The 17,297-nt window shown below is 55.3% G+C and carries 13 protein-coding genes and 3 tRNA genes; 3 read left to right on the forward strand and 13 right to left on the reverse strand.

All coding sequences use genetic code 11. The features are described from left to right. Positions 1-9: 9 nt before the first annotated feature. The 8 genes from AK2_RS07780 to AK2_RS07815 form a co-directional block, all read right to left on the reverse strand. Positions 10-633, reverse strand: a complete 624-nt coding sequence (locus tag AK2_RS07780; protein WP_067933066.1) for a succinate dehydrogenase cytochrome b558 subunit — start codon at positions 631-633, stop codon at positions 10-12. Positions 634-793: 160 nt separating this feature from the next. Then, the gene (gene uvrC, locus AK2_RS07785) at positions 794-2,590 is read right to left on the reverse strand and encodes an excinuclease ABC subunit UvrC (protein WP_067933067.1); all 1,797 of its coding nucleotides are present in this window, start codon (positions 2,588-2,590) and stop codon (positions 794-796) included. Beyond that, positions 2,587-4,095, reverse strand: a complete 1,509-nt coding sequence (locus AK2_RS07790; protein WP_067933070.1) for a hypothetical protein — start codon at positions 4,093-4,095, stop codon at positions 2,587-2,589. Before AK2_RS07790 ends, uvrC begins: the two co-directional genes overlap by 4 nt. A 161-nt stretch (positions 4,096-4,256) precedes the next feature. Beyond that, the gene (locus AK2_RS07795; RefSeq protein WP_067933071.1) at positions 4,257-5,420 is read right to left on the reverse strand and encodes a hypothetical protein; all 1,164 of its coding nucleotides are present in this window, start codon (positions 5,418-5,420) and stop codon (positions 4,257-4,259) included. 4 nt (positions 5,421-5,424) lie between these two features. Beyond that, the gene (locus AK2_RS16845) at positions 5,425-5,760 is read right to left on the reverse strand and encodes a hypothetical protein (RefSeq protein ID WP_157076268.1); all 336 of its coding nucleotides are present in this window, start codon (positions 5,758-5,760) and stop codon (positions 5,425-5,427) included. Between the two features lie 204 nt (positions 5,761-5,964). Continuing rightward, entirely contained in the window at positions 5,965-7,140 is a 1,176-nt protein-coding gene (locus AK2_RS07805; protein ID WP_067933075.1) for a glycosyltransferase family protein, read from the reverse strand. 41 nt (positions 7,141-7,181) lie between these two features. After that, a complete protein-coding gene (locus AK2_RS07810) occupies positions 7,182-8,315 on the reverse strand; it encodes a glycosyltransferase (protein ID WP_067933078.1) in 1,134 nt (377 codons plus the stop codon). A 115-nt stretch (positions 8,316-8,430) separates the two neighbouring features. After that, complete coding sequence (locus AK2_RS07815; protein ID WP_067933079.1) at positions 8,431-9,597, reverse strand: CDP-glycerol glycerophosphotransferase family protein; 1,167 nt, start codon at positions 9,595-9,597, stop codon at positions 8,431-8,433. A 692-nt stretch (positions 9,598-10,289) separates the two neighbouring features. Here AK2_RS07815 and AK2_RS07820 point away from each other — a divergent pair. Then, the gene (locus AK2_RS07820; protein WP_083520970.1) at positions 10,290-12,581 is read left to right on the forward strand and encodes a bifunctional glycosyltransferase/CDP-glycerol:glycerophosphate glycerophosphotransferase; all 2,292 of its coding nucleotides are present in this window, start codon (positions 10,290-10,292) and stop codon (positions 12,579-12,581) included. Between the two features lie 76 nt (positions 12,582-12,657). Here AK2_RS07820 and AK2_RS07825 read toward each other — a convergent pair. The 4 genes from AK2_RS07825 to gltX form a co-directional block, all read right to left on the reverse strand. Beyond that, positions 12,658-12,733 (reverse strand) — tRNA-Lys (locus AK2_RS07825). A 3-nt stretch (positions 12,734-12,736) separates the two neighbouring features. Next, positions 12,737-12,811 (reverse strand) — tRNA-Glu (locus AK2_RS07830). Between the two features lies 1 nt (position 12,812). Further along, positions 12,813-12,886: transfer RNA gene (locus tag AK2_RS07835), tRNA-Gln, on the reverse strand. Between the two features lie 203 nt (positions 12,887-13,089). Beyond that, positions 13,090-14,565 carry a glutamate--tRNA ligase gene (gltX, locus tag AK2_RS07840; protein WP_067933171.1) on the reverse strand — a complete coding sequence of 492 codons (1,476 nt, stop codon included), beginning with the start codon at positions 14,563-14,565 and terminating at the stop codon, positions 13,090-13,092. A 104-nt stretch (positions 14,566-14,669) separates the two neighbouring features. On the opposite strand from gltX, the gene AK2_RS07845 reads away from it, so the two are divergent. Further along, positions 14,670-15,008: a hypothetical protein gene (locus tag AK2_RS07845; protein WP_067933083.1), complete on the forward strand. Its 339-nt coding sequence runs from the start codon at positions 14,670-14,672 to the stop codon at positions 15,006-15,008. A 148-nt stretch (positions 15,009-15,156) separates the two neighbouring features. Further along, positions 15,157-15,954, forward strand: coding sequence for a prolipoprotein diacylglyceryl transferase (lgt, locus tag AK2_RS07850; protein ID WP_067933085.1), 798 nt, complete (start codon positions 15,157-15,159; stop codon positions 15,952-15,954). A 114-nt stretch (positions 15,955-16,068) separates the two neighbouring features. Here the strand turns inward: lgt and hisC are convergent, their stop codons facing one another. Then, a complete protein-coding gene (gene hisC / locus AK2_RS07855; protein WP_067933087.1) occupies positions 16,069-17,184 on the reverse strand; it encodes a histidinol-phosphate transaminase in 1,116 nt (371 codons plus the stop codon). Between the last annotated feature and the right edge of the window lie 113 nt (positions 17,185-17,297).

Here is a 17,297-nt window from a genome sequence, read left to right on the forward strand (position 1 = left end):
TCCTCCAGCCTACGCGGTTTGTGTCGTGAACGCAATCAAGGCATCAACACCGACCGCAGCCAGCACGATGAAAACTACAAAGAACACGTAGGCCGACACCCGCTGCGCCCGCTGTCCGACCGTGATCCCCCAGTGGATGCAGAACGACCACAGACCATTGGAGAAGTGGAACGTCGCCGCCACGACCCCGATGATCATGAACCAGAAATATGCTGGATTGTTGACCAGCAGGTCGTGTACCATCTGAAAGGTTGGCGCCTTGCCGGAGAACCGGGTTGTCCACAGGTGGAAGATAATGAAGACGAACGTGATGACCCCGCTAACTCGCTGCAGGACGAACATCACGTTGCGCCCCCAGGAGTATTGACCGGCGTTGTAACCAGACGTGAACGCCACGTACAGGCCAAACACACCGTGGTACACCAGCGGCAAGAAGATAAAGATGAACTCAATGAAATGCAGAAATGGAATGTGCTGAATCGTGTACACCGCACTGTTGAACGTCTCCGGCCCCGAAGTAGCCATTGCGTTCGTGAACAGGTGTTCCAATAAGAACAGTCCGACTGGAATCACACCTGCCAGCGTATGTAAGCGACGCAGGATGAACTCTGTGTGGGCGTTGGTAGTAGCCACGCCTGTGCCTCCCTTCAATGCCTATCCCCGACGGCGCCATCCGCGGGCCCACGTGTCCCCCCGGAAAAAAGCCATACATATGTAAGGGCAGTCGTAGCACGACTGCCTGGCCGGTTGGCGACGGGTCCAAAGCAAATTGTACTGGTTGCGACAGACAGCGTCAAGAAACGCCATCCTTGGCGCTGTCGGAATCGGCGAGATGCTCCTGAATCTTCTTCGCCAATTTTTCCCCGATGCCGACCTTTCGCAGCGCGGCCAGGTCTGCTTCCTGGATGGCCTTCAGCGAACCAAAATGCTGCAACAGGCGACGGCGTCGCTCCGGTCCAATACCGGGGATCTCGTCCAAGCGCGAAGCGAGCCCGGTCTTTTGGCGCCGTTGGCGGTGAAACGTGATGGCAAACCGATGCACTTCGTCCTGAATCCGTTCTAACAGGTAGAAGGCGCTGGAATGCCGATCCATTGGGATGGGTTCATCTTCGTCGCGGAAGAACAGCTGGTGTGTACGGTGTCGGTCGTCCTTCGCCAGGCCGACCACCGGCAATTCCAGATCCAGTTCGTTCTCCAAGACGTCGAGTGCCGCATGCAGCTGCCCTTTTCCGCCGTCAATCACAATCAGGTCGGGCAGCGGCAGCTTCTCCTTGAGCACGCGGGAATAGCGCCGGCGGATGACCTCCCGCATGGATTCGTAATCGTCCGGACCTCGTACGGATCGGATTTTGTATTTACGGTACTCGCTGCGCGCCGGCTTGCCATCGAGAAACACCACCATCGCCGCCACCGCGTCCGCACCCTGCAAGTTGGAGTTGTCAAAGGCCTCGATGCGCCGCGGTTCCGGAATTCCCAGCTGCTCGCCCAACGAGATGACCGCCCCCAGGGTCCTATCCATGTCTTTCTCAAGCAGCTTCAACCGTTCCAACAAGGCCAAGCGGGCATTCTCGCTGGCCAGGTCCACAAGCTGGCGCTTTTGCCCGCGTTTCGGGTGCAAGCAGCGGGCGCCCAACCACTCGCTCAAGACGTCGCTGTTCGTTCCCTGGGGCAGCAGGACTTCCTTAGGAACATCCGCCTGTTCGTAATAAAACTGTTCCACAAAGGACATGAAATCGTCGGCCGGATCGCCGTAGTGCTTGAGGATGTTGACCGAGCGTTCAATCAGTTTCCCGGAGCGCACATAGAACACTTGCACGCAGAGCAGCCCTTTGTCCGCGTAATACCCAAACACATCCCTGTCCGCGTCGTCCAAAACGGACACCTTTTGCGGTTCCATCACCCGCTCGATGTGGGCAATCAGGTCCCGCAACTCGGCCGCCCGCTCGAAATTCAACTGTTCAGCCTCACGCTCCATTCGCTCCCGCAGTTCGTCCTGAACCGCTTTGTGACCTCCGTTCAAAAAACGCGTGATCTCGCGGATCAACTGGTCGTATGCGGCCTTGTCGACGGGGAACTCGCACGGCCCCAGGCACTGGCCAATGTGATAATACAGACACACCTTGGGTTTCAGTCGCCTGCATTTGCGTAGCGGGTACAGCCTATCCAGCAAGCGGCGCGTCTCAGACGCCGACGTCGCATTCGGGTAGGGGCCAAAATATTTCGCCTTGTCCTTTTTCACCCGTCGGACGATCTCCAGCCGAGGGTGCTCCTCGTTTGTAATCTTGATGTACGGGTAGGCCTTGTCATCCCGCAGCATGATGTTATACTGCGGCGAATGCTGTTTAATTAAGTTGCACTCGAGCACCAGCGCCTCGACCACACTGTCGGTGACGATGTATTCGAAATCGGCGATGTTGGACACCATGTGCTGCGTCTTGCGGTCATGAGATCCGGTGAAGTACGAACGCACCCGGTTTTTCAACACCTTCGCCTTGCCGACGTAAATCACCCGGCCGGTGGCGTCCTTCATCAGATAGACGCCGGGCTTATCCGGCAACAACTGCAATTTATCGCGAATTTGATTGTTCATTTGACTTCAGCCACCACCAACTGCCGGACGTTCCCGACATCCTGCAGCCAAATTAAGTTTCCATTGCTGACGGCCAGTCCGGAGACCGAGCCGTCGAGGGTGAGCGCAGGCGATTGATCCACGCTCGATTTCTGGTTCATGGACCCCATCAAGACCTGCTGCCGTGCATGGCCCTGGCGCGCGTCCGGAGTCGTCTCGACCCACCACATGCGTCCATCCTCCCCCTGCAGCGCCCAGTGCGGTTGACCGTCGGACGGCGGACCCAAGAGGTCCGATACTTGGCCATTCCAATTTAGAAAATACCACGCCGAGTTGCCGGAAGAAGTCGCATCCGCTGCCTCGCTGATGATTCCTGTCTGCGTGACAACCGGATGGGCCAGCGGCATCCCAGGCGCCCGCAACTCTTTCCATAAGACCAGCGCGTGCTGCGGGTACGTCCCCTCCAAGTTGTACACCTGGATGGGCAGAGCGACCGGCGCCCCTGCCCCGCTGGTGCTGCCCGCGCTCCCAACCTCGCCTTCCATGACCACACGCCCATGACCGGCAGCGACAGTGTAGCTGTCGGCCCCGTTGCCGCCCAAGGCCAATGTCTTGACCAGCGCCGACTGACCTGTGCTGAGATTCAGCGCGTACACCTGCAGCACGCCCCGGTCCGTGGTCTTCGCATCCCGGGGCTGCCACTCGACTGTGGCGATGGCCCATCGTTCATCGGCAGGCTGAAACGACCACGAAGCCACCAACCAAGCCGACTCGGTGAAACTTTTCGCCCCCGGCGAGTGGAGTCGAATGCGACCGAACATGTTTTGGGCGCTGTCGAGGGCACGTCCGCTGTCACGGTAGCGATACCCGTACACGTCAATCTCGCGTGTGCCTTTCGTGTCCGTGGTCTGCAGGCGAGGCAAAAACAACGCATGGTCGTTGGAAGCCGAATGGTCGAGGGACACGCTGGTGTTCCCCAAGGCGAACTGGGCCCTTGTCGCGGTGGGGAGGTTGGAGAGCACCGGCGGCAATGCCGGAGACTTGCTGTTATGGTCCAGAGCGGCATGGGCTGGATGCATCCAGGCGTTGCCAAACTCAGCGGCCGCTACCGCCAACACCCCAAACACCCCGGTGAGAGCCAGAGCGTAGCGTGTCCAGCGCGGTCCCTGCTGTCGTTGTCGTGCCCACTCGGCCACCGTTTGCGCCTTGAGCAGCTTCTGGGTTTGACACCGCAAGTGCTCATAAGAAGAATGGGCTTCCCAATAAGCCGGCACTGACGCCAATCTCCGCGCTCCAGGCGTCCACGAGGACACCTCGGACAACAACCATGCCTGAGGCGCATCCTGCAGCTTGCGGTCGCGTTGATGGTAAAGCGCGCGGAAGGCTGCCAGGAACACATGAACAAAACAATCGCGGGCTGCCGCCGCATCCTCGCACTGTTCTGTGCACAAGGTGAACACCGATTCGCCGTAATCCTCCAGCCACTGTTCAATCTGCCGGCGGCACGCGTTCAGTTTGGCGTCCATGGTCCCGCCCCCATCCTCACATCTCCTTTCATCATACCGCATCCGGATTGATACGGAGAGCGCGGGAGGAGAAAAATCATTTTGGTCCCCATTTTGCTTTTCGAAAGGAGCATAAGGATACAACGCGAATCAATCGGATGTGCGTGCAAAGACCCGCCTTTTCATTGAAAGAAATACCCATGCGTAAAACGTGAGGTGCCCAGATACGCGATGACGACAAACACCACCAGGATCACCGTGAACCACGTTTTCTTCATCCCAACTCCCAATCCTGTGTACATGGGAAAGTAAACCGAAGCAATTCGAATTGCACTGTAAAATGGGGTATGGCCAGGATAAAAGCTGAACGCTACCAAAAGCCCCATGATGGTGTACAATCGGGAAGCGGTAAGCTCCCAGTGCTCAGTGGAACGGATGCTCCGAGCCCAAATGAAGCATGCCCCGGCCACGTAAATGACCGCCGTGCACTCGTATGCCAGATGAAGCACCGCTGTAGCGGTAAATTTTTTCGGTTCTAAGCCCTGGATGAATTGAAACCATGGCCACCGCCAGTACGAATGCCACATCTGCGGCTGCACCTTCGAAAATAGAAGGGGATCATGATAAGCCCAACCTAGATATGCCATATACAGTCCCAGCCCGCATGCAGCACCCAGTCCCCAAATCAGTGCCATGGAAAGGAGTCGGTAATTCTTCTGGAGAAGAGAACGGAAAAACAGAACTAGCGGAAACACCCCTACCAATACCCCTGTCCCTTGCGTCAACGACGTGGCGGCCGCTGAAAATGCGGCCAAAATCCACCGCTGGTTGACCGCCAGGAACAGGCTCGCCAAGGTTCCGAAGACCGTCCAGGGCTCTGCATAGATGGTGGAATAGAATATGGCCGCAGGACAGAGAGCAAATAACCATACGCTCCGAATCCTGGCCGCTTGGCTGAGCCCCATCCTCTTCCCGTACCAATACATCAGCGCCAGCGTCGCAGCCAAGGTCAGCTGCTCAATGACAACGACGCCCCATGCCCCAAACATTCGCACCAGCATGGGAACGAACGGGAAGAACGCCGTATTCTTATATTTAGCGATTCCAGGAAGGTGCGTATAGCCTAGATCCCCGACAATTACGTAATAGAGGGAGTCCCATTGAAACCATAAATGTCCAGGCCTTCTTTGATAAGCCGGGTGGTGAAGCAATACGGGCCAGAACGTGGCAGACAAGATCAGGAGATCATGTGCGATAAAAGCGAACCATATCCACATCCCTTCACGGTCCGCTACTACCCTCCGGCCAAGGGCTCGATAGCGCGCGACCCGGATCACACCTTCCATGTCGTTACCCCCGCTGTATCACTTTTGGCTGATGCCGCTCCAGTCCATCAAATTGAACGATGATCCGATACAACTGGTCGGCCAAGGCATCGGTCAAGATGCCGCGACTTTGCGCCAAATATCCTATCGTCTGAATCTCGGCATGTGTTACCAATCTTACATCTCGATTGAATGGGATATATGCAGCCGGTACCTTCTGATGTGCCGAATGCTGCTCTAGGTCTTTCAATTTCGCCTCAGATTCTTTCGCATACTGTCGAAGTTGATCCGCTGTGATGTGTCCGCGTCTGAAATCGTAATATTCCTTCAACATCAACATGGCCGTTCGGTTGACCATCATGTCCGACCGCCAGGCCCCCAGTGAGTAAGTTCGATAATCTGCACGCGTGGGGCTGGAGATGATAGGCCGGACGTGCCCCCCCTCCTGACGATGGTTTCCGGATACGATAATTCCCAAACTGAAGACGGCGAACATCACTACCAGCGATGAGATACCGATTTTCCGCCCCCATTTCCCGCCCATGACCACATCACCACTTCTCCGTCATGCCTTTATGTGCGCCGAATCGGCGGGTGTCGATCGATGGCACACGATCTCCGTCCCGGCTAGAAAGATCGCGACGTATTCATATACGAAAAACCGGTCATCCGCATTTGGGAATAACAGTCCATGAATGATAATGCTGAATGAAGACACGACCAGGATCCATAACGGTACCCGATGATCCACGCCTCGGCTTGCGCCGGTCGTTCGCCAAGAAAGCCCTGCCGCTAACAGCAGGATGGCCACCATCAAGAAGTCCATGACCGAAGTGTTTGTGATAAACGCCCAAACTTGTTGAACAACCGTTCTCCAGTAGAAGGACGGAGTCATCAGGGAGGCGTTTTTCGTCGGATCGAATTCCCCTGATGAGTAAAACGCGTGCACGAACAAAGTTCCCCAACTGTATCCATGTTGAAGGCGTGAAACCGTGCCATACAGAAGCACATCAATGACGGTAGATAACCAGACCGTCCATCGAGCCGTGCGTGAATGATACAGCCCGTAAAGAAATAAAACTCCACAAACGAAAATGAGTATGTCAGGTCGACAAAGCACTGCCAGCGCCGAAAAGACACCAGCCCCTATTAACTTATGTGCCGCGACACAAACCACAAACAAGGTAATCAGACACAGGGCCAACGCGTCCGGAGTCATAACCGTCAGGACCCTAAATACCGAGGAGCTGGCCATGAGGGCCGTCGCGGCCAATACACAATAGCTGCTGAGGGAGACGTCCCGCCGTCTCAGTGACCAGATCAGGCCTACAATCGCTGTGATGGCGACAGAAGCGACGTTGATCACTAATGGAGCCACAATCCACGGCACGGAAAGTCGATGGAGAATGTATATCAGCCAGATATACAAAGGCTTCACACTATAGAAGGGGACAATTTTCTCGTACAGCTCATAACTGTGATACACGGCCGTGGTGTACCGAGTACCAATCAGTTGATGAAACTGAGAAGGGGGAATGCTGTGCGCGAGATAGGTAAACAATTGGTGGTGGGTGGCCACGGGATCCGGGTTGGAGAACGACATGGCAATCCCTATATAAAATACCATGTCCCAGTTGTATTCACGGTTGTGTATCCCGTGAACCAATATGCCGATGACCACTGCACAGTAAAACAGACACAGCGACCCAAGTATAACCTTTCTGGAAAGCCATCGAGTCATCAAACTTCCCCCATGCACGATTCTGAGAAACCCAACTCGCCTTAGAGCAGATTCGTCCGTTCCCGTGTGACGATAACCCGCCTCGAAGACTTCGCGCTGATTTCCCTCCATGTCCACCTGTTATTCGCAAGGAAGTTCCAGATTGTCGAACACACAATCCCCCATAATTGGCCCATCAACTCGCTCCAGCGCAACCACAGGAACAGTTCAACAGAGGCCGCGGTCACAAGGATGCCGATTGCTGAGATCGCGACGAATACAGGGAACCTGAGTACACGGCGCCAAGCTACGACCGAATCCGTGCCCCGCCACGTCACTCTATCGTTCCACAGAAAATTGTGAGCCATGGCGATTAACGAAGCGACCACTGAGGACCCCACCGGATGAAGGTGAAATACGCGCACACACAGGGTCATGACCAACAGATTGACTACGACACCTAATGCCCCGACAAAACAAAATAGGTAAAATCTCCGGTCCTCTGGATTGTTGCGAACCAGTTTTACAATGTGCCGCAGAAAGTTCCACTGTTCCCGGAGACTCATTTTTGACTCTCCGGCAGTGCGGGACTCAAAACCGTAGGGAATCTCGTGTACGCGAGAATACTTGCCCTTCACCAGGACCTCAATCAATATCTTCCAGCCAATCGGGTCCAGATCAACTCCTTCCACCACACCCCTTCGAACCCCGAAGAACCCTCCCGTGCAATCAGAAATGTTCCTGAGTTTATGAATGGAGACCCTGGCAATGGTTCGAGCCGTCCAAGAAACAAATTTCCGGAAAAGATTCAGACCACCGTCTGATCCGCCCTCAATGAAGCGACTTGGAATCACCACATCGATTCCATCGTGGAGACGGTCGATAATGGTCGGAATCAACTCGGGCGGATGCTGCAGGTCCGCGTCCATCACGACCAAATATTGACCTTGCGCCCTTTGGAATCCCTCGACCACAGCGGTGCCTAAACCTTTATTCGTCGTCCGGTGGATATACCTGACCTCTGGATGAACCTCGGATAACTCCCAAAGCACTTCCGGAGTGCTATCCGTACTGTCATCGATGAACCATATTTCATAGGAGTACCCGGCGCCCGCCATGGACGCGTCGATCCGCCGGGTGAGTTCACGAACGTTTTCAGATTCATTGAAAGTGGGGACCACAATACTCACGTCCATCAGTCTTCGATACCTCCCAAAACGTGACGCTGTTACCCATGCACCTGACAATAACCCCGATGCCCTCCGGGATGGCCTAATGTGCCCAGCTTGCCCACGCTTCACATGTAGGAACTCACCAATGTTCCAGCAGATAGTCGGCTATTCTTTTGGAAGCTTTTCCGTCCCGATGGTCAAAGAATCGATCCCGAAACCGCTCAATCACTGTAGCGTCGAAATCCCCCTGTTTGATCCAATTGGCGAGCGGTTCGGTTTCCGTGAACATCGGACCTGGGATGAAGGAGGTGTAGTCATAGTAGAAACCACGTTCGGACATATACTCCTCCAAGTCTGTGGCGAAAAACGCCATAGGCCTGCCGAGCAAGCTATAGTCGAAGATGACGGACGAATAATCGGTTACCAAGATGTCAGATACAATCATCAGTTCCTCTATCGAGAACTGATCCGAAACGCAACAGACGAATTCCTCGTCATACTGGCCTGGTTTCCAGTCGAGTGTCTTCATGAACGGGTGCAAGTGTACAATGAACGCGTAATCGCGTCCAAGAATTTCCCGCATGAAACGGGCATTGATGGGACATTCAAATCGTTTCTGTTGATAGCTCCGGCCGCGAAACGTAGGTGCATACAGGATCAGCTTACGGCCTTTGAGTTTTGGAAATGATTGGTAAAACCGCACACAGATCTCGGCGTGCTTGTCCTTGTCAAAAAAAATGTCCGTGCGTGGCAACCCCAACGGCAAAATCCGTTCTTCCGGCATCTGAAAGGCGTCTGCGTAGTGAGGAACCACCTCGGCCGCGCTGACGAAAACTTTGTCGTAATTGGAATGGATCCTGACGTGTTTGAGATACTCCTGGCTGGGTCCAAACGACTTGCCCACAGTGCTGTAACCGAATTTCTTGAAAGCGCCGGCGGCATGCCACAATTGTACGATTTCCGTCCCCTTCCGGGCCCGAATCACGTATACCGGGAAATAATAGTCATCAATCACGAAATACCGAGAAGTCGCCAAATGATGGCCGGCACGTATCATATAAAACAGCATAGACAGTTTGTCCAACGCCGAACCTCGATACTTACGAAAGAGCAAGACGCACTTGCCCTGCCATTGTCGCGTCTTCAACTCCCGATACAGGTAGAGGAGATTGCCTTCCGGGTTCGCCGAACGGATAGAGGCAAAGGTGACTTTGTTCGGATCCACCGAGCATATCCAGCTCGTCACCAGAAAGGCGGCTTGAACGCACAGCTTTGCGAGCAAGTTCGACGTCAATTTATACTTCATGGATGTACACTCCTTACAGCTGTCAAATCTGCCATTGCATGATGGTCTCCCCCCCATGAAGTGGTCAGGTGCTATCTAGAAAATTCCATGGCACTCATAAAATCTGCACGCCCGCTGCAGCCGATGCCCACAACGGTAATTCCCCTTTCCAGAACCATTCCGGTGTTCATCACAATCGGATATTCAGTTCCCAGGATGGTGACGCCTCCCTCCGGGCGGATGCAGTCGATGGTAGGTGAATGGCACCTTGGCTACTCATCACGCAATCCAAAGCATAGTCAATGAGCAGGTCGCGGGATTTCATCAATATGATACGTTTTATCTACAAACGAGAACTGGTCGAGCTTGTGGTCCGCCTTGCCTTGCCTGCGCTGCGGAATTTTGGCCGACATGGTCCTGCCTTGAACGCCTATAGGTTAGGCCTCTTAGCTCAAAACTTGTTCAAAAGTCGACATTGTTCGCTTGCCTCGGATAGAACATGATTTGGATACAATGCAATACTTAAACACACAAATAGAAATTTACAATTTAAGTAAAATAATTATCATGAACTAGGGTTGACAGACTATCTTCGTGCCGTCATGATATCGTGAAGATGATAAAGCCTGCCGGGGTCGGATGATGGTCGACAGTTGGGGAGCAGTCAATGAGCACCGGACGTACGCGGGATTTCCGGGAGGCTTTGACACGCAATGCAAACACAATTGCAACGAGCAACAAGCACATGGAATCATCCGAACACCGTCGGCGCAAAAATTAGCGTAATAGTTCCCTTGTACAATGTTGAGGAATACATTGAGACCACGATAGGGGGACTTTTAAAGCAGACGTATAAGAACGTGGAATACATTTTGGTTGATGATGGTTCTTCAGACAGAACCTATGATATTGCGTCTTATTACGCGACACAATACCCACAGATTCGCGTAGTGACGCAGCGAAACCAAGGTCCTTCTGCAGCTCGCAACCACGGCCTGCGGTTAGCGACAGGGAACTACCTCTGTTTTGTCGATGCCGATGATGTGTTGCCTGAAGACGCTCTCGAAATCATGTACAAAGCAGCCATTGAGCATGACGCCGACTTAGTGACGGGGATCATGGTTCGCTTCAACAGCAAGAGGCGATGGTTGATCTCGATTCACGTGCAGAAAGGCGTCAATGAACCAGGGGAAAAGACGATTTTTTCAAGTCCTGGATTATTATATTCGATGGGACCTTGTGCCAAACTGTACAAAAAGGAACTGGTGAAGAACATCTATTTCCCAGAGCACATTCGACTGGGTGAAGACCAACCGTTTGTTCTACACGCATACCTCAATGCGAAACGAATCTACACAGTTGATTCTGTCGTCTACCATTACCGCGCGCGGGAAGGGGATAACGCGTCGCTGACGCAAACCGCACTGCACAACCCACTCGAGTCGCTCAATGATCTGTACGAAATGGTAGCAATAGCCGGTAAGCAACTTGGACCTTATCCCGATTTGCAGGCCTGCTACTTGGAGCGAGTCATTCGGTGTGACATTTGGCCAAGGTGCCGTTCCGCCATCGTGTCTGGGACCCCTGACAACCAGGCGGAGGCTTTGACTTCGATATGCGACTGGATCCGCTCGATGGACGATAGGTTGTTCAATCAGGCGCCCAGTATCGCCTACGTCCTGTTGGCGGGAAGCCTGATTAAGTTCAAGCACCTGAGCCCCCGCGCCTATCGTGCGTATGGGCGGCTGCTTGCGACGGTGCTGTCCAAGATGGACCTAAGCAACTTTGAACACTTGTTTGCAACAGGGTTCATTCGCGTTCGCAAGAAAACGAAAAACTGGTACCATCGGCGGGTTCGCAACCCCTTGAAACAGAGATTGACCAAGTCGCAAAACGTCATTCTCCGCCGAGCGGTGTTTCCCGTTGCAAAGCGATTGCCATCGCGCTCACAGAAGATCGTGCTCGCGTCCAACAAATCGGAACAACTGCAGGGGAATCTGCTGGCAATTTACAACAAGCTGTCGGAGACGGGCTGGCGACCATGCCTTGTCTTGAGACAGAGGAGAAATTTCTGGAACAAATGCAAACAATACTACCACCTTGGAACCGCGAGGGTGATTGTGATTGACGATTATTATCCACAGCTGTACGGGCTTCATCCAAGACCAGGGGCTGAGGTGGTTCAAGTCTGGCACGCATCTGGCGCTTTTAAGAAGTTCGGAATCAGTTCGGTAGGAAGCCGGGATTCCAACTCACTTGACTTTGAGATGCGCGCTCACTCAGCAATTACGAAAGCTGTCGTCAGCTCAGCCACCGTCATCCCGCACTACGCGGAAGCATTCAATCTCCGGCAAGATCAAGTACTGCCGCTAGGGGTTCCGCAGACGGACGTGTTTTTCGATTCCGAGTACATGCGTTCCATCAAGGCGTATTATTTATCGCACTACCCGGATATGAGGAGCAAAAAGATCCTGTTATACGCGCCCACTTTTCGGGGCACGCCGAAAGAACGCCGGAGCTTTCAATTACAGCTGGACCTCGAATACATGAAGGAATACCTCAGTAAAAATCACATCCTGTTGCTCAAGCTCCACCCGGCGGTCCGACAAGCCGTACAGATACCGGAGCATTTGACGGATTTTGCAATAGATTTTTCCACAATCCCAGACATCAGGGAACTGCTGTTGATCTCGGATCTGCTGATCACGGATTACTCTTCTATTATTTTTGATTACAGCTTGCTGCGTCGTCCGATGGTGTTTTATGCCTACGACTTAGAATCATATCTCAGTGAGCGTGGATTTTACTATGAATACGAAACGTTTGTCCCCGGCCCGATTGCAAGGACGACGGCTGAGGTGGTCGATTACATTATCAAAGGGCAGTTCCCGTTGGATGTGGTGGAACACTTTTCGAAGAAGTTTTTCGATCACCGCGATGGGAAGTCGACTGAACGGTTCATCAAAACATTTCTCCGCCCGATGAATTCATCAAATAATCTTTAACGAGAAAAGACTTGTAGAGGATTTGTAGATCAAAACCACCCGCGTCCTGCAAGGGAACGCGGGTTTCTGGCTGTCATGGTGGGTCATGAAGGACTCGAACCTTCAACCTGCCGATTAAGAGTCGGATGCTCTACCAATTGAGCTAATGACCCCTATGGTGACCCTACGGGGATTCGAACCCCGATTACCGCCGTGAGAGGGCGGCGTCCTAACCATTAGACGATAGGGCCATGGCTGCCGGACTAGGACTCGAACCTAGACTAACTGATCCAGAGTCAGTCGTGCTACCATTACACCATCCGGCATCACATGCCTTGCGGCTCTTCCTTCCGGATCCGACCGCCGACGATGGCTAGTATACTGGGTTGCAAAGCGCTTGTCAATACCGAGTTCGCGATACCGGGTTCGATTGAGCGCACCTGCTCATTTGGCCACAGCAGCCGCGGAGTCCGGGGCATCTATGTGGGATGCCCCGGCGCAGGCCGCCCGCACAACCCGGGCACGGGGTTTACGATTGGTGCAATCGGATCCAGTCGGCCGCCTTGCGCATGCGTCGCTGACATTCGGAAGCGCCCAGGAGCGCCATCACGTCAAACAAACCGGGCCCCACCGTCAAACCGGTGATCGCAAGGCGGGTGGGATGAATCAGCTGACCACCTTTGATGCCCCACTCCGCTATCAAGCGGCGGTAACACGACTCGACATTCACCACGGTGAACGGCTTGACATCCTGCAGCGCAGCCGCCGCCGACTCCAGTCGCGCCGCCGTCACGCTGTCCGCAAAGTGTTTCTTAACCCCCTTTTCGTCGTAGTCATAATCCGACGTGAAGAAGTACGCCATGCTGTCGACTAGGTCAGGCAGGTTGCGGGCGCGCGCCTGTACAGCCTGGATGACCGTGCGCAGCCAGGCCAACGCCTGCTCGTCCATGTCGGGACGAGCCCAGCCGCGTTGCAGGAGTTCCGGCCAAACCCTATGCAACACCTCGTCGGGAGACAACCGACGCAAGTACTGGGCATTGATCCATTCCAGTTTCTTGACGTCGTACACGGCCGCGTGCTTGGTCACGCGTGTCAAGTCGAAGCGGCGCAACGCTTCCTCACGGTCCAGGACCTCCACATCGTCACCAGGGGCAAAGCCGAGAAGCAACAGATAGTTCACCAACGCTTCCGGAAGAATGCCTTGCTCACGGTATTCCTCCACACTCGTGGCGCCGTGCCGTTTGCTCAATTTGCTTCTATCCGGCGCCAGAATCATGGGCACGTGCGCGAACACGGGCACCGGCGCCGCCAGGGCGCGGAACAGCGCGATGTGCCTCGGTGTGTTGGACAGGTGCTCCTCCGCCCGAATGATGTGCGTAATTCGCATCTCGCTGTCATCGACACAGCTGGCAAAGTGGTACGTGGGAGTATCGTCCGCCTTCCACACAATGAAGTCGTCCAGTTCGCTGTTGGCAAATGTGACATCGCCGCGGATGAGGTCGTGCACCACCGTTTCTCCCTCAGATGGAGTGCGCAGGCGGTAGACGTGCGGATCGCCCGCTGCCAACCGCCGCTGCCGCTCCTCCGGAGACAAGTTCCGGCACCTCCCCGTGTAACGCGGCGCCAATCCCTGCTTCTGCATCTGATCTCGGTCTTGAGCCAATTGTTCCTGTGTGCAAAAACACGGATAGACCTGGTCTTCAGCCAGCAATCGCTCCAGGTGGCGACGGTAGATGGCCAGCCGCTCGGACTGCCGGTAGGGACCGTAGGGCCCACCCGTGTCGGGACCCTCGTCCCAGTCGATGCCCAGCCAACGAAAACTGTCGAGAATCTGTCGGTAAGAAGCCTCGGTGGAGCGCGTCCTGTCAGTGTCATCGATGCGCAGCACAAAAACCCCTTGGTTCTGCCGGGCAAATAACCAGTTAAAGTACGCGGTACGGGCTCCTCCAATATGCAGAGCCCCAGTTGGACTGGGCGCAAACCGCACCCGCACAGTCTCTGACATGAACATCCTTCCTCACCTGAAAGATTCCCCGCTGGCTGCAAATTGAGCACCGCGGGTGGATAGGCCGACCGCCTCCATGAAACTATAACCACGAGGTGATACGGATGTCCACTTCCCGGACCCGCGAGGACAAATTTGAGCGCAATCCGAATCGATCCCAGGCATCCTCCCCGTCGGGCGCCTACAACCCCGGCCCCGTCGAAGCGGCGGATACGGATGTGGTGGAAGCCTGGAGAAACGACCTGCAGTTGGAAGAGTTCCCTGACGGCGCGTACCTGGCCACAACCCACCCAAAGCGGCTCGGCAAGTCGACGCCATGGCGTCCCGGCCAACAGAGCGTATCCCATCTAAGAGACCAAAATCCGGTTAGCGGAGATCGCAAGGTCGCCCGCCAAAAACCCCCGGCGAATGCTCCCGAAGGCACCATAGAGAGCGAAAATTGAGCCTTTCAGATGTTGCGTGAGACCGCCGCGAACCCTGTCGATTCTGGGCTGTGTTATAATGGGGACGCTGGACAGGCCATCCGCAGATGGATCGCCCTACTGTCGAGCCGGGCGGTCCGTCTCGGCGCGCAAGGAGACGTGATGGAGTTTGCATCAATACTGGTTCTGGATTGGCAATTTTCCGGTACGCGCGTACAGCACCATCTTCGCGGCAGCGTTTTTGTTGGGTTTGGGGGCCGCCCTCTACTTTGCGCGCGCGGACGGGCGTAAGGAGTACATCCCTCACATCTGGAATCTGGCCCCAATGCTTTTGATTGCCGGTTTGATTGGGTCCCGCTTTTGGCAGGTCTTTTTTTTCGACTGGGGCTATTATTCGCAGCATCCCGGCGAGATCATCGCGATTTGGCACGGAGGCCTGTCGATTCAGGGGGGATTTGTCGGCGCCCTCGTCGCCGGGGCTTGGTACATATGGCGACACCATCTTAACTTCTGGGTGCTGGCCGATATCTTTGCACCGGCGTTGTTGCTAGGACAAAGCATTGGCCGCGACGCCAACCTGATGAACGGCGACGCCTTTGGCGATCCGACCCATCGCGGATTTGGGCTGATTTATCCCTCCTCTACCCTGGCCTACCAGACGTACGGCGACCAGCCTCTTTGGCCCGCCGAAGTCTGGGAGGGGCAGGCCGACATCATCTTGTTCGCGCTGATGCTCATTATGAAACAGAGGCGTTGGCCGCAGGGCTGGCTGTTTGCCTACTACTTGGTGGGCTACAATGCCGTGCGTTTCTTCCTCGAAATGTTGAGGGGAGATTCTCCTCGTTTCCTGTTTCACTGGGATGCGGCCCAGTGGACGGCTGCGCCCCTGGTCATCATCGGCCTCGGCCTGGCCATTTACCTGTACATCCGCGACCGACGTCAGGTGGCCGCGGAGCGGGACACGTGAGCGGCCCCGTCCGCGGCTGAAAGCACCATTCCGCTTCAAATCAAGAGCCGCTGGCACATCCAGCGGCTCTTCACACCTGCCGAACGGCGGCAGTCCCCTGTGCATGAAGACGGATTAAGGCGCTGTCTTGCGAGACTCTGCCAGCACAGCTCGCATCGCGTGATGGAAGGCTCGATTGTCTTCGTCCTTGCCAAACGTCACCCGAATATACTCCTCAGCCCCGGAGAAGCCTGCCCGCACCAAAACCCCGTGCGCCATCAGCGCCCGCACCGTGGCCATACCGTCGCCGGTGCGAAGGAAGACAAAATTGGCCTCACTTGGCACCATCTCCAACCCCAGGTCGGCCGCCGCGAAACGAAAGAATTCCCGACACCGGGCCGCATGCTCACGCGACTTCTTCCTGTGTTCCTCATCCGTCAGGGCGGCCGCGGCCGCACGCTGAGCCATGCGATTGACATTGAACGGCTCCCTCACGCGGTGCACGAAACGCCACACATCCGGGTGCGCCAGCCCATAGCCGACACGCAGGCCGGCCAGACCGTACAGCTTCGAAAATGTGTGCAGGATAATCACCCGCGGGTCCGCCAACAGCCGCGGCGTTTCGCGCACGCGAGCCGGGTTCTCAGAGTAATCGTTGTACGCCAGGTCGAACACCAGCAGCACCCGCTCGGGCAGGGAGTCCAGCAGCCACTCGGCTTGCTCCGCCGTGAACAGGGTGCCGGTTGGGTTGTTGGGAGAACAGACATACACGATCTTCGTTTTGGGCCCGACGGCGGCTCGCAGTGCCTCCACATCGTACGTGAAATCCTTCTTCAGGGAGACGGTCACGTTTCGCGCTCCCATGATCGCCGCTCCGAACCCGTACTGGGAGAAGGAAGGCGTCGGCGCCACCACCTCATCCTCAGGCTCCAAAAACGTCTCGGCCAAGAGTTTGATAATATCATCCGATCCATTTCCGGCCAACACATGGTCTTCTCCCACGCCATGGAACTGGGCGATGGCCTGGCGCAGAAAGCCGCTGCCCCCGTCCGGGTACAGATGCAGGGTATTGGTCTCCGCCGCAATCGCCTCCAGGGCTTTGGGCGACGGACCCAGGGCGTTCTCATTCGCGTTCAGCTTGACAACTCGCTGCACACCGAACATCCGTTTGATATCGTCATCCGTCAATCCCGGCACATACGGCTGGATCTTATCCAGCCCGGGTCGGACACGCTCTGCCACCTGCAACATCCTGCCGCCCCCTCGCCTCGGCGGCCTGTCGCGCCGCCGATTCCTCTGCTACAATAATATCCGATTCTATCACACCTGGAAAAACGTCGACAATCTGCGCATGCCCAGCCGAA

Source organism: Alicyclobacillus kakegawensis NBRC 103104 (assembly GCF_001552655.1).
Classification (GTDB): domain Bacteria; phylum Bacillota; class Bacilli; order Alicyclobacillales; family Alicyclobacillaceae; genus Alicyclobacillus_G; species Alicyclobacillus_G kakegawensis.